Origin of the sequence: Mariniphaga sp., from assembly GCF_041687215.1 — a bacterium.
Taxonomy (GTDB): Bacteria; Bacteroidota; Bacteroidia; order Bacteroidales; family Prolixibacteraceae; genus Mariniphaga.
The window spans coordinates 37816-56550 of the sequence record NZ_JAWLCI010000031.1; the positions used below are offsets into that span (position 1 = coordinate 37816).

Annotated in this window: 21 protein-coding genes; 14 read left to right on the top strand and 7 right to left on the bottom strand. The window is 40.8% G+C overall.

The window, feature by feature from the left end; genetic code table 11:
* Nucleotides 1–37 precede the first annotated feature (37 nt).
* From proS to ACESMA_RS12110, 10 genes are all read left to right on the top strand, one after another.
* Nucleotides 38–1513, top strand: coding sequence for a proline--tRNA ligase (proS, locus tag ACESMA_RS12065; protein ID WP_372949078.1), 1476 nt, complete (start codon nt 38–40; stop codon nt 1511–1513).
* Nucleotides 1514–1611: 98 nt separating this feature from the next.
* Nucleotides 1612–2298 carry a hypothetical protein gene (locus ACESMA_RS12070; protein WP_372949079.1) on the top strand — a complete coding sequence of 229 codons (687 nt, stop codon included), beginning with the start codon at nt 1612–1614 and terminating at the stop codon, nt 2296–2298.
* A gap of 54 nt (nt 2299–2352) precedes the next feature.
* Entirely contained in the window at nt 2353–3582 is a 1230-nt protein-coding gene (pepT, locus tag ACESMA_RS12075; RefSeq protein ID WP_372949080.1) for a peptidase T, read from the top strand.
* Nucleotides 3583–3625: 43 nt separating this feature from the next.
* A complete protein-coding gene (gene tilS / locus ACESMA_RS12080; protein ID WP_372949081.1) occupies nt 3626–4945 on the top strand; it encodes a tRNA lysidine(34) synthetase TilS in 1320 nt (439 codons plus the stop codon).
* Nucleotides 4946–5045: 100 nt separating this feature from the next.
* The gene (locus ACESMA_RS12085; protein WP_372949082.1) at nt 5046–5897 is read left to right on the top strand and encodes an SCO family protein; all 852 of its coding nucleotides are present in this window, start codon (nt 5046–5048) and stop codon (nt 5895–5897) included.
* Nucleotides 5898–5993: 96 nt separating this feature from the next.
* Entirely contained in the window at nt 5994–7610 is a 1617-nt protein-coding gene (locus tag ACESMA_RS12090) for a cbb3-type cytochrome c oxidase subunit I (RefSeq protein ID WP_372949083.1), read from the top strand.
* A 12-nt stretch (nt 7611–7622) separates the two neighbouring features.
* Nucleotides 7623–8243, top strand: coding sequence for a cytochrome c oxidase subunit 3 family protein (locus tag ACESMA_RS12095; RefSeq protein ID WP_372949084.1), 621 nt, complete (start codon nt 7623–7625; stop codon nt 8241–8243).
* An 11-nt stretch (nt 8244–8254) separates the two neighbouring features.
* A complete protein-coding gene (locus ACESMA_RS12100) occupies nt 8255–8539 on the top strand; it encodes a cytochrome C oxidase subunit IV family protein (protein WP_372949085.1) in 285 nt (94 codons plus the stop codon).
* 6 nt (nt 8540–8545) lie between these two features.
* Nucleotides 8546–9490 carry a cytochrome c oxidase subunit II gene (gene coxB, locus ACESMA_RS12105; protein WP_372949086.1) on the top strand — a complete coding sequence of 315 codons (945 nt, stop codon included), beginning with the start codon at nt 8546–8548 and terminating at the stop codon, nt 9488–9490.
* A 5-nt stretch (nt 9491–9495) separates the two neighbouring features.
* Nucleotides 9496–10353, top strand: a complete 858-nt coding sequence (locus tag ACESMA_RS12110; RefSeq protein WP_372949087.1) for a protoheme IX farnesyltransferase — start codon at nt 9496–9498, stop codon at nt 10351–10353.
* Between the two features lie 68 nt (nt 10354–10421).
* Here ACESMA_RS12110 and ACESMA_RS12115 read toward each other — a convergent pair whose 3' ends face one another.
* From ACESMA_RS12115 to ACESMA_RS12125, 3 genes are all read right to left on the bottom strand, one after another.
* On the bottom strand, nt 10422–11357 hold the full coding sequence (locus tag ACESMA_RS12115; protein ID WP_372949088.1) for a hypothetical protein: 936 nt from the start codon (nt 11355–11357) through the stop codon (nt 10422–10424).
* Nucleotides 11357–12034, bottom strand: a complete 678-nt coding sequence (locus ACESMA_RS12120; protein ID WP_372949089.1) for a TIGR02117 family protein — start codon at nt 12032–12034, stop codon at nt 11357–11359. The genes ACESMA_RS12115 and ACESMA_RS12120 overlap by 1 nt, the downstream gene beginning before the upstream one ends.
* A gap of 83 nt (nt 12035–12117) precedes the next feature.
* Nucleotides 12118–12471 carry a DUF6249 domain-containing protein gene (locus tag ACESMA_RS12125; RefSeq protein WP_372949090.1) on the bottom strand — a complete coding sequence of 118 codons (354 nt, stop codon included), beginning with the start codon at nt 12469–12471 and terminating at the stop codon, nt 12118–12120.
* Between the two features lie 104 nt (nt 12472–12575).
* Between ACESMA_RS12125 and ACESMA_RS12130 the strand changes: the two genes are divergently transcribed.
* Both ACESMA_RS12130 and ACESMA_RS12135 read left to right on the top strand, forming a co-directional pair.
* The gene (locus ACESMA_RS12130; RefSeq protein WP_372949091.1) at nt 12576–13355 is read left to right on the top strand and encodes an RNA polymerase sigma factor; all 780 of its coding nucleotides are present in this window, start codon (nt 12576–12578) and stop codon (nt 13353–13355) included.
* A complete protein-coding gene (locus ACESMA_RS12135; protein ID WP_372949092.1) occupies nt 13342–13710 on the top strand; it encodes a hypothetical protein in 369 nt (122 codons plus the stop codon). Before ACESMA_RS12130 ends, ACESMA_RS12135 begins: the two co-directional genes overlap by 14 nt.
* Here ACESMA_RS12135 and ACESMA_RS12140 read toward each other — a convergent pair.
* The gene (locus ACESMA_RS12140) at nt 13703–14644 is read right to left on the bottom strand and encodes a glucosaminidase domain-containing protein (RefSeq protein ID WP_372949093.1); all 942 of its coding nucleotides are present in this window, start codon (nt 14642–14644) and stop codon (nt 13703–13705) included. The two genes, ACESMA_RS12135 and ACESMA_RS12140, sit on opposite strands and share 8 nt — an antisense overlap.
* Before the next feature lie 156 nt (nt 14645–14800).
* Here ACESMA_RS12140 and ACESMA_RS12145 point away from each other — a divergent pair, with 156 nt between their 5' ends.
* Entirely contained in the window at nt 14801–15301 is a 501-nt protein-coding gene (locus tag ACESMA_RS12145) for a cytidine deaminase (RefSeq protein ID WP_372949094.1), read from the top strand.
* On the opposite strand, the gene ACESMA_RS12150 is transcribed toward ACESMA_RS12145, so the two are convergent.
* Nucleotides 15279–15989 carry an RluA family pseudouridine synthase gene (locus ACESMA_RS12150; RefSeq protein ID WP_372949095.1) on the bottom strand — a complete coding sequence of 237 codons (711 nt, stop codon included), beginning with the start codon at nt 15987–15989 and terminating at the stop codon, nt 15279–15281. The genes ACESMA_RS12145 and ACESMA_RS12150 overlap by 23 nt on opposite strands.
* A 46-nt stretch (nt 15990–16035) precedes the next feature.
* Complete coding sequence (gene panB / locus ACESMA_RS12155) at nt 16036–16851, bottom strand: 3-methyl-2-oxobutanoate hydroxymethyltransferase (RefSeq protein ID WP_372949096.1); 816 nt, start codon at nt 16849–16851, stop codon at nt 16036–16038.
* A gap of 159 nt (nt 16852–17010) precedes the next feature.
* Between panB and ACESMA_RS12160 the strand changes: the two genes are divergently transcribed.
* Nucleotides 17011–18300: a hypothetical protein gene (locus ACESMA_RS12160; RefSeq protein ID WP_372949097.1), complete on the top strand. Its 1290-nt coding sequence runs from the start codon at nt 17011–17013 to the stop codon at nt 18298–18300.
* Between the two features lie 17 nt (nt 18301–18317).
* Here the strand turns inward: ACESMA_RS12160 and mntA are convergent.
* Nucleotides 18318–18735 (bottom strand): type VII toxin-antitoxin system MntA family adenylyltransferase antitoxin (gene mntA, locus ACESMA_RS12165; RefSeq protein ID WP_372949098.1); only part of this gene is annotated, 418 nt, incomplete at its 5' end.

The following is an 18735-nucleotide window of genomic DNA, read 5'->3' on the forward strand; positions in this document are numbered from 1 at the left end:
TATGCAAAAAAGCAAAATTTGTACCAATTTATAAAAAATGGCGAAAGAATTAACATCGCGAAGCGAAAATTATTCCCAGTGGTACCTGGACCTGGTAAATAAGGCCGATTTAGCCGAGAATTCTGCTGTTCGGGGTTGTATGGTGATAAAACCCTATGGGTATGCTATTTGGGAGAAAATGCAGGCCGAATTAGACCGGATGTTTAAGGAAACCGGGCACGTAAATGCCTATTTTCCGCTGTTTATTCCAAAATCATTTTTTAGTAAGGAAGCCGACCATGTGGAAGGTTTTGCCAAAGAATGTGCGGTAGTTACGCATTACCGCCTTAAAAATGACGAAGAAAACGGTGGAGTGGTGGTTGACCCGGAAGCAAAACTGGAAGAAGAATTGATTATCAGACCCACTTCTGAAACGATAATCTGGAATACTTACCGCAACTGGATTCAATCGCACCGGGATTTACCACTTTTAATTAACCAGTGGGCCAATGTGGTGCGTTGGGAAATGCGTACCCGGTTGTTTTTACGCACTGCTGAGTTTCTTTGGCAGGAAGGACATACAGCGCATGCTACAAAAGAAGAAGCCATTGAGGAAACCATCAAAATAATTAATGTTTACGCCAGTTTTGTTGAAAACTACATGGCTGTTCCGGTGATAAAAGGGCTGAAATCTGAAAATGAACGGTTTGCCGGCGCAGTTGATACGTATTGCATTGAAGCTTTAATGCAGGATGGAAAAGCCTTACAGTCAGGGACATCACATTTTCTGGGCCAAAATTTTGCCAAAGCTTTCGATGTTAAATTCACCAATAAGGAAGGTCGTGAAGAATATGTCTGGGCTACTTCATGGGGTGTTTCAACCCGTTTGGTTGGAGCGTTGATTATGGCACACTCCGACGATAACGGCCTGGTACTGCCTCCAAGGCTTGCGCCAATACAGGTAGTTATTGTTCCCATTTACAAGAAAACGGAACAACTGGCTGCCATTGCTGAAAAAGTGGATACAATTGTAGCTGAATTGAAAGCGAAAGGCATTTCGGTGAAATTTGACGACTGCGACAATAAAAAACCGGGTTGGAAATTTGCCGAATATGAGTTGAAAGGCGTTCCTGTTCGATTGGCCATGGGGCCACGCGACCTGGAAAACGGCACCGTGGAAGTTGCCCGCCGCGATACGCTCGAAAAAAATGTGGTTTCGTTGGAAGGTATTGCGGGTTATATCGAAAATCTTTTGGAAGATATTCAGCAGGGAATTTTCAACAAAGCACTGGAATTCCGCACCCAAAAAACTACACGAGTGAATACGTGGGAAGAATTTAAAGAAGTTATTCAAAATAAAGGTGGCTTTGTTTCAGCACATTGGGACGGAACACCGGAAACTGAAGACAAGATTAAAAGCGAAACAAAAGCGACTATCCGTTGTATTCCGCTTGAAAATGAAGTCGAAACAGGTAAATGTATTTATTCAGGGGAACCCTCGAAGCAACGTGTACTGTTTGCATTGGCTTATTAGTTTTTTAAAGAAAATATTTTTGGGAAGCAGCTCTTTTGGGTTGCTTTCTTTTTTATATTTCATTCGGGATATGTATTTTTAGTTCAAAATTTTGCAGAATGAAAGAAAAGGAGATCAGAGCATCATTGCTGGAGGCGTTTGTAATAAAATCTACTGTAAAACAGAAAGTTTATGCGAACACCCTTCAAACATTCAAAATTTTAAAAAAAGTACTTAAATCGCTGGAGAAAGAATACCATTCCATTATAAAAGACCAGGTGACTCATTCATCGTTGCCAGCCTTCCGGGAACGGGGACCATTTGAAGTGGAGTTTGAGGTAGGTGGCGATTTGCTTATATTCAGCATGCACTCCAATGTGTTCGAATTCGACAATAAAAGTCCCATTTTAAAATCGGATTATATTCAGGATGACCCGCTTCGTTCCTATTGCGGCATGATTAATATTTACAATTTTCTGGCCGATTCATTTAAATATAGCCGTCAGCAAGATTTGGGATACCTGGTTGCCCGGATTTTCATCAATAAAGACAACCACTTTTTTGTGGAAGGGAAACGTCAAACCGAGGAAAATGTAAAAAGTTTTACACTAGATACCATTTCTCCCGGGGTTATCCGGCAAATTGTTGAAACTGCCATCCGTTACTGCATTGAGTTCGATTTGCTGGTTCCGCCTTACGATGCCGTAAAACTGGCCACCGTTGAACAAATGCAGGAAAAAATCATTCATTCGAAAATGACCACTGGCAAACGGCTGGGGTTTTCGTTTAATGCAGATGATGTGTGAGAATAGACTATTAGATTGTTCGTAAAGAGTATCAAGACCAAAGAAAGAGAAATTATGGAAAAAGTTGTTGAGCGTTTTATTCGCTATGCCAAAGAATATACTACTTCCGATCCGGAAAGCAAAACCTGTCCGAGCACCAAACGGCAGATGGATTTTATGAAAAAACTGGAGGCAGAATTAAAGGAAATTAGACTGAAGGAAGTGGAACTGGACGAAAACGGCTACCTCATGGCTACCATTCCGGCCAATACTAATGAAAAAGAGCCGGTTATCGGATTTATTGCCCATGTGGATACCAGTCCCGATTTTGAAGGGGAAAACGTTCAGCCACAAATTGTCGAAAAATACAATGGAAACCCCATTCAACTGAAAAACAATGTTATCATTGATCCGGCTGAATTTCCGGAGATTTTGCAATACAAAGGACAGGATATTATCACTGCCGACGGAACAACATTGCTGGGCGCCGACGATAAGGCCGGCGTTGCCGAAATTGTTACCGCAGCCGAAATTCTGCTCAATTCCGAAAATATCAAACACGGTAAAATCCGCATCGGTTTTACGCCTGACGAAGAAATTGGCCGGGGCGCCGATAAATTTGATGTGAAAAAGTTTGGGGCCGAATTCGCCTATACGCTCGATGGCGGTGAAGTGGGCGAACTGGAATTTGAAAATTTTAATGCAGCCGGGGCAAAAATTACCATTCAGGGCCGGAGTGTGCATCCTGGGTTTGCCAAAGATAAAATGATTAATGCAACGCTGGTGGCGCATAAAATCATCTCCATGCTGCCGCCGACCCAGCGGCCCGAACATACCGAAAAGTACGAAGGTTTTTATCACCTGATGTCGCTGAACGGCAATGTGGAAAAAGCGGAAATGCAGTTCATTATTCGCGACCACGATTTTGAAAAGTTTGAGGAAAAGAAAAAATTGCTGAAGGAAATTGTTCAGCTGGTGAACTTGGAATTTGGCAGAGAACTGGTCCATCTGGAACTGAAAGACACGTATTACAATATGCGGAAAAAAATTGAACCAGTGATGCATGTGGTGGAACGGGCCAAAATGGCCATGAAAAAGGCCGGTATTCAGCCCAATGTAAAAGCCATTCGCGGGGGAACCGACGGCGCCCGGCTTTCGTACGAAGGATTACCCTGCCCCAATATTTTTGCAGGCGGGCACAACTTCCACGGGCCGTTTGAGTTTATTCCCATTCCTTCGATGTTGAAAGCAGTGGAGGTGATTTTGAATATTGCTGAAGTTAAGGGTAGAAGAATGAATTCGTAAAATTCAGAATGATATGTCTGGGTTTTCAAAATAATTATAACTCATGCTCGATAAGTTTATCGCATATATCAAAGAAAAACAGCTTTTTGAACCCCAGCAAAAAGTATTACTGGCGGTAAGCGGCGGTACCGACAGTATGGTGCTGCTGCATTTGTTCGAAAAATCGGAATTCGATTATAGCGTGGTGCACTGCAATTTTCAGCTTCGCGAAAGCGATTCGGATAAAGACGAGGAATTTGTTCGACAACAGGTACTTATGCACGGTGTGCCGTTTTTCAGTACCCGTTTCGATACCGAAGATTATGCCAGGGTAAATGGAATTTCCGTTGAAATGGCGGCCCGCGAATTGCGATACAACTATTTCGAAAAAATTCGGGCTGAAAACAACTACGATTTTATTGCCACTGCCCACCACCAGGACGATTTGCTGGAAACCTTTTTTCTGAACCTGTCGCGTAAAACCGGCATTCGCGGACTAACCGGCATCAAAGAAAAATCGGGACAGATAATTCGTCCATTGCTTTTTGCCAGCCGCACAAATATTGAAGATTTTGCACAGGCAAACTACATCAGTTTCCGCGAAGACCATACCAATAGCGAAGTGGTTTACCAGCGCAATTTTATACGGCACCGCATTCTCCCGGTTTTTTCAGAGTTGAATCCTGTATTCAAAAAAAATCTGTCAGAAACCATTGAGAACCTGCGCGATGTTGAAGATGTTTTTTCTTTTTTAATTCAAAAAGAAATAAAAAATATAATTTTTGATGAAGGAAATGAAGTCTCAGTTTCCATAGAAAAATTGAGACAATTTGAATTTCCCAAGGTTTTACTTTTTGAAATTCTTACCCCATTTAATTTCAATGCAAATGTCATTCAACAGATTTTTAAAAGCCTTGAAAATTTACCGGGGAAACAGTTTTTTTCGAAAACACACCGGCTGGTAAAAGACCGCGAAAACCTGTTTATAACTCCTCTCCCCGAACCTGAAAACCGCATTTTTTATATAGAAAAAGATGATATAGAGCTTTTTGCTCCTTTAGATTTTACGCTGGAAAAAAGAAGCATTAAAGGTTTTGAAATTATAAAAAATTCCAATGTTGCTTGTCTCGATATAGAAAAACTCGAATTTCCTTTGCTCATTCGAAAATGGAAACAAGGTGATTATTTTCAACCGCTGGGAATGACCGGTTTCAAAAAAATAAGTGATTTTCTTATAGATGAGAAAATTCCGATCCATCAAAAAGAGAACACCTGGTTGCTTTGCAGTGGACAAAAAGTGGTTTGGGTAATGGGGCACCGCATTGACAACCGATTTAAAATCACAGAAAAAACGAAGCAGGTATTACAAATTGAAATCAGATGATTTTATCAAAAAAGTTCTTTTTTCTATAAACTTTCACAGAACTTAATGGTTTGTTTTATTGTAAAAATTGACAGTTACTTTTTTAAATAGAGAAATTTTTATGAATATATATTTTTTAAAAAACCATTTAAAGATTAATCTGCTTGTTATCTGCTTGTTAACTGGTTTGTCGTTTATGAGTAAAGGCCAGGCAGTAATTAATCCGGCAGCAAATGCCGATGATGTGGAGATTGGAGTTGTTGAGCATTTGGATGAATTTCTTCCTGACAGTATTTTTCTTATTAATGAGCAGGGTCAGGAAGTTTGGCTGGCAGATATAATTGATAAGCCCACAATTTTAAACTTTGTATATTACCGGTGCCCGGGAATTTGCAGTCCACTCATGGAAGCTGTAGCCGGGGTAATGAATAAATCAGAATTGGTTGCCGGAGAAGATTACCAGGTACTTACCATTAGTTTCGACCCGCGTGAAACCATTGATTTGGGAATCAGGAAAAAAGAGAGTTACCTGGGATTGCTTTCGGAAGAAAAAGCAGAGCAGGCAAAAAATGGCTGGCTGTTTTTTGTTAGCGACAGTGCCAGTATTGTGAAAGCAACCAACGCCACAGGGTTTAAATACAAAAAAACCGGAAACGACTTTTTACATGCTGCCTCGCTTACAGTAGTCAGTCCTGAAGGAAAAATTACCCGTTACCTGAATGGGATGTTCTTTTTACCTTTTGAATGGAAAATGGCCATTGTGGAAGCCTCAAAAGGACTTTCGGGACCAACGCTCAATAAAGTTTTACGATTTTGCTTTACTTATGATCCGGTAGGGCAGGCTTATGTTTTAAATATTACCAAGCTGGGCGGAATAATTATAATGTTTTTTGCAACTATTTTATTATTATATTTGGTTTTGAAACCTAAAAGGAATAAGGTTTCTAAACTAAATGAGTTAAAACAGGCATAAAAATAATTTCGGCTAAACTTATCTTTTTTCAAAAAAAATTCTGATAATTGACCTTAAAAACAATATTTACTGTTTATAACTAACACTCTTGATAAAATGAATTCGACTACCATTGCAACAAACGAAGCAAACTATTTAAAGTATAAAGGAAAATACAAGGGTTTGCTGGGTTGGATTTTTTCAACTGACCATAAACGCATTGGCTTATTATATCTTTATTCCATGGCCACCATGTTTTCGGTTGGTGTTTTACTTGGACTTGCCATGAAGCTTGAATTGCTGGCACCCGGGAAAACCATTATGGAAGCGCAGGCGTATAATGCCACCTTTACGGTTCATGGTGTAATAATGATTTTTATGGTTGTAGTGCCCGGTTTACCTGCTGTTTTTGGTAACTTTTTGTTGCCGATTATGATTGGCGCCAAAGATGTGGCTTTTCCAAAATTAAACCTGTTGTCGTGGTGGTTTTATGTTGCCGGCGTATTTCTGGTTTTGGCAGCGTTATTATTTGGATCAGGAACTCCTGACACTGGCTGGACTTTTTATGCACCGTACAGTTTTAAAACCGGAACAAACCTTTTGCCTGCCATTTTTGGGGCGTTTATACTCGGGTTTTCCTCAATTTTAACCGGATTGAACTTTCTGGTTACTATACATCGCTTGCGTTGCCCAGGCCTGAAGTGGACCAAACTTCCGCTTTTTGTGTGGACACTTTACGGAACAGCATGGATTCAGTTGCTGGCAACACCGGTTGTGGGTATTACACTGGTTTTGGTAGCTCTTGAGCGAATTTTTGGCGTTGGCGTTTTCGACCCTGCATTGGGCGGCGACCCCATTTTGTACCAGCACCTGTTCTGGATTTATTCCCATCCGGCAGTTTATATTATGATTTTGCCTGCCATGGGCGCCATCTCTGAGATTATCCCAACCTTCGCACAAAAACATATATTCGGTTACAAAGCCATTATTGCTTCTACCATGGCCATTGCTTTTGTGGGTTACCTGGTTTGGGGGCACCACATGTTTACTGCCGGAATGAGCGGAACAGCACAATATTATTTTTCTCTGCTAACATTTTTGGTGGCAATTCCAAGTGCCATAAAAGTTTTTAACTGGATTTCCACCATGTACAAAGGGTCAATCAATATTCAAACTCCGTTTTACTGGGCAGTTTCTTTTATTTTTGTTTTTATGATTGGCGGTTTAAGCGGATTGGTTTTAGGTGCACTTGCAGCAAATATTTATGTTCACGATACTGCTTTTGTGGTTGCCCATTTTCATTACATTGTTTTTGGTGGAACAGGCTTTGCATTTTTTGCAGCCATTCATTACTGGTTTCCCAAAATTTTTGGAAGAATGTACGATAAAACCTGGGCAAATACCGGGTGGCTTATTTTCTTTATCGGTTTTGTAACGCTTTATTCCCCAATGTTTTATTTGGGAATGATGGGCATGCCGCGCCGGTATTACGATTATCTCCAGGAGTTTCATGGTGGAAACATTTTAAGTACTATCGGTTCATGGATATTGGTTACCGGATTTATCATCATCATTGTTAATCTGATACGTTCAGCCAGCAATGGCCCAAAAGCTGAAATGAATCCCTGGCATGGAAAAACTTTGGAATGGACAGTGCCATCGCCACCCCCGCTGGAAAACTTCGATGAAATTCCGGTGATTGAGGAAAACGACGGACCTTACAATTATAAATAAAACCAAAAACTGATGGAACAGGCAAAACATGTAGTTCATGACCATTACGACGCCGAAGCCTCGAAAATTGGAATGTGGCTTTTTATCTTTACAGAATTGTTGCTGTTTGGCGTTCTTTTCGTTATTTATTCGGTTTACAGGTATTTAAATCACGAAGCATTTCACCTGGCCGCTGAAGAGTTGGATACTTTTGTTGGTGCAGTTAACACGGTAATTCTTTTGGTAAGCAGTATGACCATTGCTATGTCAACAACATCGCTGCAAAAAAAGAACAAAACACTTACACTGGCATTGGCTGGAATTACCCTTATTCTAGGGGTCGTTTTTTTGGTGAATAAGTATTTTGAGTGGGGCGCTAAGTTTAGCCATGGTATTTTTCCCGGGTCTGAATATTTAACAGAGAACCTGAGCCAGGGCGAAATTTTATTCTTCGGCCTTTATTTTATAATGACCGGTTTACATGCGTTGCATATTATAATCGGGTTGGTTTTAATTGCCGTGGTCATGTGGAAAGTTTATACGGGTAAAGTTCATGCCGAACGTGCCGCATTGCTCGAAAACTCTGGTCTTTACTGGCACCTTGTCGATATAATCTGGATATTTCTCTTCCCATTATTTTATCTCATACACTAAAATAGTTCACTATGGAAAATCAAAAACATCATATTGTACCATACCGGCTGTATGTTTTTATACTGATTGCACTTTTAATACTTACATTTTTATCCATCGCCATAACCGGTATCGAGTTGGGAAGTTTAACCGTTGCCGGAGCATTGGCATTTGCGTCGGTAAAAACTTTTCTTGTTTTGAAGTATTTTATGCATTTGAAATATGACAAACCATATATTGTTTCGATGGTAATATTTGTATTTGCCATTTTTGTTGTTACCATTGTAGTTACTTTTTTAGATTACTTATACAGATAAAAAACCATGTATAGTTCGGAAATAACGCAGGCATCCAATTTTGTGAAAGGGGTTGATACCACTTTCCTAATCATACTTGGAATATCTTTCTTTTTTCTCATTTTTCTTACGGTTTTAATGTTGGTATTTATTTATAAATACAACCGAAAAAGAAATCCGAAAGCCACACAGATTGAAGGTTCAACTACACTTGAAATTGTTTGGACAGTAATTCCCCTTTTGCTTACATTGCTGATGTTTTATTATGGCTGGGCTGCATACAAACCCATGACCAAAGCACCTGCTGATGCAATGGAAGTTACTGTTTACGGTCGCATGTGGAATTTTATGTTTGAGTATGAAAACGGTAAAAGAACTGACACACTGTATTTACCAAAAGACCAGCCTGTTAAGCTAAATCTCGTAGCCATGGATGTTCTGCATAGTTTGTATATACCCGCTTTCAGAGTAAAACAAGACATGGTTCCCGGAAAAGAAAACAATTTCATGTGGTTTGAACCTCAAAAGGAAGGAACCTTTGAACTGTATTGTGCCGAGTACTGCGGATTGCAACATTCATACATGTATTCTTATGTTAAAGTGATGGAAGACACTGCTTTCCAGTCGTGGATGGTGGACACCACATTAGTAGCAACAACAGATATTGAATCGCCAACTGCCACCGGACGACGGATAATGCAGAACATTGGATGTTTCGCATGCCATTCTGTTGACGGAACAAAGTTGGTTGGGCCTTCTTTTAAAGGAATCTGGGGAGCCACCCATACTGTAACCACCGGTCGTGATAAAAGAGAAATTGAGGTTGACGAAGAATATATCAGGCGTTCCGTTTATGATCCTAACGCAGATGTGGTTGAAGGATTTAACAGAGGCCTGATGCTCTCGTATGAGGGACAGTTATCTGAGGAGGATGTGGAGAATATTATTGAATATCTCAAGACGTTGAATTAAACGATTTGAAACAATTCCTGAAAATTATTTTTGAACTGGGCAAAGTGCGTATCTCTTTGCCCGTTGCTTTATCTGCACTGTCCGGTTACGTTTTGTATTCCGGGAAAATGGATGGACAGGGATTATTGTTGTCGGTTGGTGTTTTTTTCATGTCGTGCGGTTCGGGCGCACTTAACCACTGGCAGGAAAGGAAAACTGATGCTTTGATGCCCAGAACTAAAAACCGGCCAATTCCTTCGGGCCAATTTTCGCCTGCACAAGGACTGATGGTAGTTTTAGGTTATACTTTAACCGGCTCGCTGATTTTGGTGTTATCCAACCCAACAGTTGCTTTGGTTTTAAGTTGGGCAACTCTGGTTTCTTATAACCTTATTTACACTCCGTTGAAAAAAGTAACAGCGTTTGCAGTAATTCCCGGTTCGCTGGTGGGAGCGCTGCCACCATTGATTGGCTGGACTGCGGCCGGTGGAAATTTACTTGCACCATCTATTCTGATTGTAGCAACTTTCTTTTTTATCGGCCAGATTCCGCATTTCTGGTTATTGCTGCTTTTGTTTGGCGACCAGTACAAACTTGCAGGACTCCAGAGTCTTACCGATATTTTTTCTGAACTTCAGATAAAACGGATTACTTATACCTGGGTGCTCACAACCATTGCATCTGCTTTTTTGGTGCTTTATTTTGTTATTGCCCAACCGGTGATTTTAGTTTTACTTTTGTTATACATTTTTTACCTTCTTTTTACGCTTACCCGCGATGTTTTTTTTCAGGAAAAATTTAAGGTTTTGCCCGCCTTTTATAAGCTGAATTTTCTCTATTTATTTATGATGTTATTTTTGATTGCAGATAGTTTGCTGGGGTAAATTATTTCCCTTTTAATGCTGAAGGTTAATTTTTTTTCAGAAAAATCAGGCAGTCTAAAAGGAATATTTTACGACAAACTGACGTAACCCGGATTTTTCAATAATTCATACAACACTCCCTCGCGCAGAGCATAATCGGTTTGAATAATCCTTGAAATTCCGGTTTCTTTAATTAACTGACCGATAAAAACCATTGCCGGAACTATCAGGTCAACGCGCACCATGTCCATTCCTTTCATATTTAACCTTTGTTCTTTGGTCGATTCAGTGAGTGTTTTATAAACTTCCCAAAAATCTGCCATTTGTATTTCCTGTTTTTTGCGCACTTTTTCACCCGGATTTACATGGTCGATGATGTCGGCAATGGTATCGAAAGCCCCGGAGCAACCCACAAGAGTTTTTGCCTTATAATGCGTGCACTGTTCGAAAGCAGCGCTGTGTCGGGCTATAAAAAAATTATGCAGGATTACCATTTCTTCAGGTTTTAGCGGATTGGAAAGGGCGAATTGTGTAATAACCCGCGCCATGCCTGTTGGCTGACTTTCTTTCCACAACATTTCCTTTTTATGTGCCAGAATAAGTTCGTTGCTGCCTCCGCCAATGTCTAAAATAACCGAGGGGTTTTCAAATTCTTCCAGGGCAAGCAAAACGCCTTTAAATATCAGGTCAGCTTCTTTTTCACCTGAAATTACTTTTACAATCCAGCCGGAATTGTGGCTGACCTTTTCCAGGAAATCTATTTTATTTCCGGCATCGCGAATGGCAGAGGTTGCAAAAACACAAACTTTTTGAATCTGAAACGTATCAATGATTTTTTTCTGCCCGGCCAGTGCGTTGTTTGCCCGGGAAATTGCCTCTTTGCTAAGCAAATTATTTTTGATTTTATTGTCGCCCAAACGCACCAATTGCTTGCTTTGATGTAAAATTCGGTAACCCGGTTTAATAACTTCTGCTATTAAAAGGTTGCAGGTGTTTGTGCCCAAATCGATAACAGCTACCTTCATTATACGGTTTTTAAATGGTAAAGCACTCCAAGGTCGAAAGGCGACCAGACAGAAGTTTTTATTCCGATTTCCTTTAGCGCAACATTTACCCAAACGTTACACGTACGGAACAGGGAAAAACTTCCATTGGCATCGTAAAAATCATCAAATCTGGAATACCCCTCAAAATCCATTTTCTTTAAATTTCCATGGTCATCTTTTACAAAGGAATTTTCAATATAGAAATTCAGTTTTTTAAGTTGATTGGCACAAAGTTGAATTTTTTTCCAGGATGGAAAAGAACGGGGCAGGTAAGTTACGTGCATGGCCGTTTCACTTTTCAGAAATAATGCTCTGAAAGCAACCGGGATGGTAAGGTCAGACCATACGGGGGTTTTAATGTAAAATTCTTTGTCGCCCCAGCCAAAGCCAATAAACAAGGTGCCTGGCAAAACATCGAGATTGTGAAGGATTTGAGGTGTAATATTTTCAACCGGAAGAATTATATCGAGGTGGATTCCGTTTGATGCAACAAATATTTCGTGTTGGGGCAGGCAGTTTTGTTTTGGCGGGTGAGTGGGTAAAAAAGAAAATAAAGCGGCAATTCCAAGGTAAAAAGCGATTCCTGCAACCAGAGCAAGAAAAATATTTTTCAGGAATTTGAGGCTGTTTTTTACTATTTCTTTCTGCCTTCTCATGCTTTAAAGGTAGAAAGATTTTTGAGAATAAAGGTCAAACTCATACTCTCACTTTCGGTGAGAGTATGAATTATCCCATGGGTTTATATTTTTTTACGGTTCATTATAAAGAAATAGATTAAAAACCCTAATGAGATAAAAACCAGTAATATACCAACAGGTAATACTGCGTTGTGGTAATCAATCATGGTGGGGTTTACCTGGCGCAACACTTCAATAATTATAAATCCAATTCCGGTAGTGAGGGCTACAAGTCCCCATTTTAAGGAAGGATACCTGTTGATTTCTTCGCTTTGCTTTGGCGGCTCTAATATGCCAGCCTTGTCTATGTGGCCGGCTTTAATAATTTTTCTTTTGAGCAGGTAATCTGCAATAAGTTTCATCATGTGATACAGCCCGAAAAATACGACGGCCGGAATTAATACATCTGTTACCATAATTTTTGTTTTTAAATTTAACTTTCTGACCGTTTGACTCAGGGTGGAAGAAAAATGTTGCAGGCAGGTGAGTTTTTTTTGCACCGGCCAGGTTCAGGCAGGGATTGAAGCGGCAGCCCGGCGTAGCAGGTTGCAGTGACGCCCGGCTGGAAGCGGCGACCAGAGGAAGCCCACTGAAAGCCGTTGGCGGAACTGTAACCTGCAAGACGGCTAAAGCGAAAAGCCCGGCTGCCTGCCAAAAAATAATTGAAAGAAACTGCAACATTTTTACCGGGTTGGAGTCTGATGGAATGAATATGAATGATGCAGAGCTGGTACTACAAATTTTAGCCGGAAACGAAAATGCGTTCCGGTACCTGGTGGCGAACCACCAGCGGCTGGTTTTGCACATAGTTGGCCGGGTGGTGAAACAGCAGGAAGATGTGGAAGATATTTGCCAGGAGGTTTTTATAAAGGTGTTCCGAAAAATTAAAAAATTCAGGGGCGAATCGCGGCTTTCCACATGGATTGCCACCATTGCCTACAATACGAGCATTTCGCATATTAGGAAACAAGGTAGAAAACAGGAAATTCAAATGGACGAAAATGCCCGGATTGATTGGGGAAAAACAGATGACTGGCTGGTGCAGAAAACGGTGGAAAAAGAGGAGGCAAAAATGATTTTGCTTCAACTGATTGAAAAACTTCCGGTGCAGTACCGTACCGTGCTCACGTTGTTTCATTTGGAAGAGTTCTCGTACAAAGAAATGGAAGAAATTACCGGGATGCCGGAAGGGACAATTAAAAGTTACCTTTCGCGGGCAAGAAAGTTGTTAAAAGATAAACTGGAACAGGTTATTGAATTGGAGAAAACAAATATATTTGCAGGCTATGCAGAAAGATGATAAAAATATTTTGGTGGAAAACTGGTTGGATGAGGCGCTGAAAACTTCGCCGGAGTTTTCGCTTTCTGAAAACTTTGCTGATAAAGTTGCAGCAAAGGTGAGCAGGCGGTTTGCCTGGGAGGATTACATTAAAGAATTTCTGGTTTACCTTGGAATAATTGTAGGAGTTGCCGCGGTTTCGGTTGCCATGGCTTTTATCTGGCTTGGCGCCGATTGGCAGGAATGGCAGAACTTTTTGGCGAACAATCTGGCCTGGATTGCTGGACTTAACGTTCTGGGGCTTTTTATACTTTTTGCCGACCGGGTGTTGTTGCGCTATTTTTTCTATCGTTTTTCGGGCCAGAATCTTAATTAGCCGGCCTTCGTTTACGCAAATAAACCAATTCGCCGGTTTGTGGCTGTTCATTTGGTTTCATGCGGTTTCGGCGGTAAAGTGGTTTTAGTTTTAAGCCATACATTTGCGAAATAAAGTGCATGGTTTCACCCTCAGAAACGGTATGTATTTCCACGTTTTTTGATGCTTTCCTGTGTTTCTGTTCTATGTAAACCACTTCGTTTGGCTGAGGCCTGTAACCTGCTCCCTGGTCATTAAAATTGTACAATTCCCAGGCTTCAATTCCCAGCGATTGTGCCAGTATCTCGTAAGTATCTCCCTCGCGCGCAACCACGGCTTCGAGGTTATTAATTGTAACTTTTTTTCTACTGTTGAAAGGATTAATGATCATTTTATCAGACATTCCCTTGTTGAGTGCAGGACTTTTTGAATTTGCAAGTAAGGGCCTGATGGTTTGTTTCTGGTCGAGCCGGTAAAGCTGATGGTCTTCAATAATTTTTATCAGCGATTTGTCGTAATGGCGGGCAGTGGCATATCCGGCATCTTTTAGTCCTTTTGCCCAGCCTTTATAATCGTCGGGCGGCAAAGTAAAAAGAAAAGCGTAACGCGGATTACTCATTAAAAAATTGGTATGGTCGAGGTACGATTCTTCTACCGATTTGTATTTCCGAAAGCATTCGCCTTTTTCATCGTCGTCGTGGTAAACGCGCGCCCCTCTCCAGTTGCTTTTGCATTTAATACCGAAATGGTTATTTGAATTTCGGGAGAGCTGGCTGTTTCCGTTACCCGATTCCAAAACAGCCTGGGCCATTTTAATACTGGCCGGAATTCCGCTGCGGCCCATTTCTTCAATGGCAAGTAACTGATATCTTAGAATATATTGTTCCCGCGACATTTGTGCCCGGGTTGCCAAACCAATAAAAATGAAAAGAAGTATTATGAGTCCCTGCTTCATTGCAAAATTTTTTCAAATATTTTTTGGGCTAAAATAGCTGGTTCCCGCTGGTTTATTTTATAAACCCGGAATTTTTATGAACATATTCACGTGGATATCGTGCTATTGTTGCTTTTGTACCAATTTTTACGCCCATTATTTTATAAAATTGTACTTTTGAACAAAATCATTGCTATGCGAACGAAAGAGTTGCGGATTTTCGTATATGAGTACCCCACACTTTACGATTTGCCTGAGGCCGACCAGAAACTGGTTTTGGCTGCACGCGAAGCTTCCGGGCGGGCATTTGCTCCATATTCCCGGTTTAATGTAGGTGCGGCTTTACTTTTGGAAAACCACGAAATTATTACCGGAAATAACCAGGAAAATGCTGCATCGCCAACGGGTTTATGCGCCGAGCGTGTGGCTCTTTTTTACGCCAATGCAACGTACCCTGATATTGCTGTTAAAGCAATGGCTGTAACTGCTTCCAATAATAATGGATTGGTTGATGGCCCCGTAAAACCTTGCGGTTCATGCCGGCAAGCCATGGTGGAAACGGAAGTCAGGTACAAACAAACCATACGGATTATTTTGGATGGAAAAAAGAAAATTCAGGTTTTTGAGGGTGTGGAAAATTTGTTGCCGTTTGCCTTTAAACCGGAATCACTGGACTAAACTGGTTTTCGCGGAAAAGTTTGATAAACTCATTCCAGACCTTATCGCTCGGTGGCTCGGCAATAATAGTTACCAGCGTTTTCTTTACCGGGTGAATAAATTCCAGCTTTCGGGCATGCAAATGAATTCCTTTGTTTTCGTTTACCCGGGGAAATCCATATTTTAAATCACCTTTAATGCGCAGGTTTAAAGTGCCAAGCTGAACCCTGATTTGATGATGCCTTCCGGTAAATAACTCTATTTCCAGAAGGTGATATTTTTCGATACTGGCTACGTGCCGGTAAGTTAATCGTGCGTATTTGGCGCCAGGTACGGGATGGGGGTGAGCATAACTTTTGTTTTTAGTCTGATTTTTTCTAAGGTAATGTTCCAGCGTGTCGGAATGTTTAGGTGGCCGTTTGTTAACCACTGCCCAGTATGTTTTATGTATCTGGTCTCTGTTTGAAAACATCAGGTTTAACCGCTCAAGCGCTTTGCCGGTTTTTGCAAGCAAAACAATGCCACTGGTTGGCCGGTCGAGCCGGTGGGGAAGACCTACGAAAACATTACCTGGCTTATTGTATTTCTCCTTCAGGTAATCTTTCATATCGTCCACCAGAGTGCGTTCATCAGTAATATCAGATTGCACCAGCTCACCGCAGGCTTTGTTTACAGCAATAATATGGTTGTCTTCGTATAATATTTCCACTTTAAACTCTGAACTTTAAACATTAAACTCTGAACTCTGAACTATTTCAGTATTGCTCTTTTTCGTTGGGGAAATCATTAGTTTTAACATCCTGAATGTAATTCCCAACGGCACCTTTAATTTCTGCTGCCAGGTTATGATACCGGCGCAGGAACCTTGGAGAAAACTGCTGTGTAATTCCCAGCAAATCGTGAATAACCAGAACCTGCCCGTCAACACCTCCACCGGCGCCAATTCCTATTACCGGGATTTTTAGTTCATCGGCAACCATTTTACCCAGTTTAGCCGGAATTTTTTCCAGAACAATGGCAAAACACCCGGCTTCTTCCAGCAACCTGGCATCTGTAATCAGTTTTTCAGCTTCAGCCTCTTCTTTGGCTCTGACGGTGTAAGTCCCGAATTTGTGAATCGATTGCGGCATCAGACCGAGGTGCCCCATAATGGGTATTCCGGCCGATAAAATTCGGTTAACAGATTCAATGACCTCGGCTCCACCTTCAAGTTTCACAGCATCGGCAGCCGTTTCTTTCATAATACGGATAGCTGAACTAAGTGCCTCGCGTGAATTTCCCTGGTAAGTTCCAAATGGTAAATCTACCACAACCAGGGCTCTTTTTACCGCTCTGACAACTGACGCTCCATGGTAAATCATCTGATCGAGGGTAATGGGCAGGGTGGTTTCATGACCGGCCATCACGTTTGAGGCTGAATCTCCAACCAGGACCACATCAATACCTGCTTCATCAACTAAACTGGCCATACTGAAATCGTAAGCCGTGAGCATGGCAATTTTTTCGCTTCGCAGTTTCATTTCTGATAACCGGTGGGTGGTAACTTTTTTTATTTCGTTATAGACTGACATTTCTTTTTTGTTTATTGGCTACAAAAATAACCAAAGGTTTTACCACTGCAAAATAGTGCAATTTCACGAAATGCAGATTTTACTTAACTTTTATTAACCACATCCGCGTTGGGTTTGATATTAGTTTTGTTAATTTGCCATTAAATAATGTTTCAGAAAATGAAAAATTTCGGTTATATAATTATCACCGTTTTGTTGGTGTTATTGTTATCAGAAAGCGGATTTTCACAACCCAATAGCGATAGTACGTCACTATCCTTTTTTATTAAAAAAGAACTGAATACAGGCGCTGTTTTTTCATTTGATGCCGCGCGGGAAGAGTTCAGGACCGATAAAACAAGGAAATTTGAGGAAATAACAAAAGGTTTTACCGGATTCAGATGGGAAAACCGGAACTGGATTTTTTTGCCTTACCGGCAGGAAAACTGGAATATTTTATTTGAAGCCGGGCCTTATTACGGGGAAGGCGATTGGATTGACAGCGCTAAAGTTCAGGCAATTGGTGCTGAACAAAAACTGACAGGGATTAAGGGAAAGTTGCAGGCCAATTATACTTCCCGGTTTTATTTCGATCAGAAAAATTATACGATTGTCAGTGTGAATGCCTGGGGCCTTTATGGTTTGTTCCGAAGAAATGCTTCAGGTTTTCAAACAGATTCGAACCAGGTTACAATCCCTTATAACGAAAAGTCTGAACATTCTAATCTGAGGTATGGTTTTCAGGCAAAAGCGGGTTGGGGTATGGGGCGGCTTAACCCAATGAATCATTATATGGCGGCCAATTGGTTACTTGAAAAATATTATCCCGGGCGGCTTTTTTCAGAAGAAGAAATCCTGAAAGTGGCAAGGGAAATCGGACGAATAAAACACCAACGGAATGCACGTATTGGTCATTCAGCAGAAAATGAACGGGATCAGATTGGTGATTTTCTAAAAAAGGAATTGTTGTTAAAATCACCTGGAATGGTTTTGTCCGATTGGCAATTAACCGAGTTTCGTCCGCGGTTTAATGGTTCACGGATTGAGTTTGGGCCTTTTTTTAACTATTTCAACCGCGAGCCCGATTTTGTTTACGGAGGTTACCTTAAATTTGAAAACCATAAATATTACAGTCTGAAACGGAATCGGAATATAAGTGCCAGCCTCAGTTACAATGGTTATAAAAGGAAAGACTGGATTTTGCTGGAAACTGATTTGGGCTGGAGTTTTTACCCCAACTTAAAAACTGAATATGGTTTTGGTGTGAAATATATACCGGGATTGGTAGTTAACGGATTTGACGATATCGGCCCTGTTCGCCACAATTTTGTTCCGTACCTGGAATATTTCAGCCAGATGAATTCGAAATACAGAATTGAAACCGCGCTGGCCTGGCGTATTGTTTCAAACGACCAGTTTATGCTGCCGGGGCCGGAAGTAATGGTTTCAGTTTACAGAAGCCGGTATTAAAGTTGCACTTTTATTTATCAGAATTTCGTCCATATTTTTTTTATGTCTTGAAGAATGTACATTCTTGATTCATTCAAAACTGCATACATAGAATAGGTTACCATTTCAAAGCTGTCACATTCATAAGCGCTTCCGGTGTAAATCAGTTTTCCGTTTTCAACAACTTCGGTGCGCAAAATAACCGATGCCTCTTTTAAATCAACAAGATCAAGATCAATATCTATATCAATAAGTGAAGCCAGCTCTTCCTGAATTTTCCAACGTTCAGCTGCTGAAATTTTTTCCGAAGTAAGAAATGCAATATCCAAATCACTGCTGGAAGTGTGCATTTCTGTTGCATAACTTCCAAACAAATACAACCCGAAAAGATTTTTAATTTTTTTCCGGAGAAAATCAACGATTTTTATTTCAGACTGTTTGTCTAACATTTTAATT

What these genes read in the sequence shown, in the direction of transcription:
- proS (WP_372949078.1), top strand. Translation starts at nt 38, where the DNA reads ATGGCGAAAGAATTAACATCGCGAAGCGAAAATTATTCCCAGTGGTAC.
- ACESMA_RS12085 (WP_372949082.1), top strand. Translation starts at nt 5,046, where the DNA reads ATGAATATATATTTTTTAAAAAACCATTTAAAGATTAATCTGCTTGTT.
- ACESMA_RS12115 (WP_372949088.1), bottom strand. Translation starts at nt 11,357, where the DNA reads ATGAAGGTAGCTGTTATCGATTTGGGCACAAACACCTGCAACCTTTTA.
- ACESMA_RS12140 (WP_372949093.1), bottom strand. Translation starts at nt 14,644, where the DNA reads ATGAAGCAGGGACTCATAATACTTCTTTTCATTTTTATTGGTTTGGCA.
- tilS (WP_372949081.1), top strand. Translation starts at nt 3,626, where the DNA reads ATGCTCGATAAGTTTATCGCATATATCAAAGAAAAACAGCTTTTTGAA.
- ACESMA_RS12120 (WP_372949089.1), bottom strand. Translation starts at nt 12,034, where the DNA reads ATGAGAAGGCAGAAAGAAATAGTAAAAAACAGCCTCAAATTCCTGAAA.
- ACESMA_RS12125 (WP_372949090.1), bottom strand. Translation starts at nt 12,471, where the DNA reads ATGGTAACAGATGTATTAATTCCGGCCGTCGTATTTTTCGGGCTGTAT.
- ACESMA_RS12095 (WP_372949084.1), top strand. Translation starts at nt 7,623, where the DNA reads ATGGAACAGGCAAAACATGTAGTTCATGACCATTACGACGCCGAAGCC.
- panB (WP_372949096.1), bottom strand. Translation starts at nt 16,851, where the DNA reads ATGTCAGTCTATAACGAAATAAAAAAAGTTACCACCCACCGGTTATCA.
- ACESMA_RS12090 (WP_372949083.1), top strand. Translation starts at nt 5,994, where the DNA reads ATGAATTCGACTACCATTGCAACAAACGAAGCAAACTATTTAAAGTAT.
- pepT (WP_372949080.1), top strand. Translation starts at nt 2,353, where the DNA reads ATGGAAAAAGTTGTTGAGCGTTTTATTCGCTATGCCAAAGAATATACT.
- ACESMA_RS12135 (WP_372949092.1), top strand. Translation starts at nt 13,342, where the DNA reads ATGCAGAAAGATGATAAAAATATTTTGGTGGAAAACTGGTTGGATGAG.
- ACESMA_RS12160 (WP_372949097.1), top strand. Translation starts at nt 17,011, where the DNA reads ATGAAAAATTTCGGTTATATAATTATCACCGTTTTGTTGGTGTTATTG.
- ACESMA_RS12070 (WP_372949079.1), top strand. Translation starts at nt 1,612, where the DNA reads ATGAAAGAAAAGGAGATCAGAGCATCATTGCTGGAGGCGTTTGTAATA.
- ACESMA_RS12100 (WP_372949085.1), top strand. Translation starts at nt 8,255, where the DNA reads ATGGAAAATCAAAAACATCATATTGTACCATACCGGCTGTATGTTTTT.
- coxB (WP_372949086.1), top strand. Translation starts at nt 8,546, where the DNA reads ATGTATAGTTCGGAAATAACGCAGGCATCCAATTTTGTGAAAGGGGTT.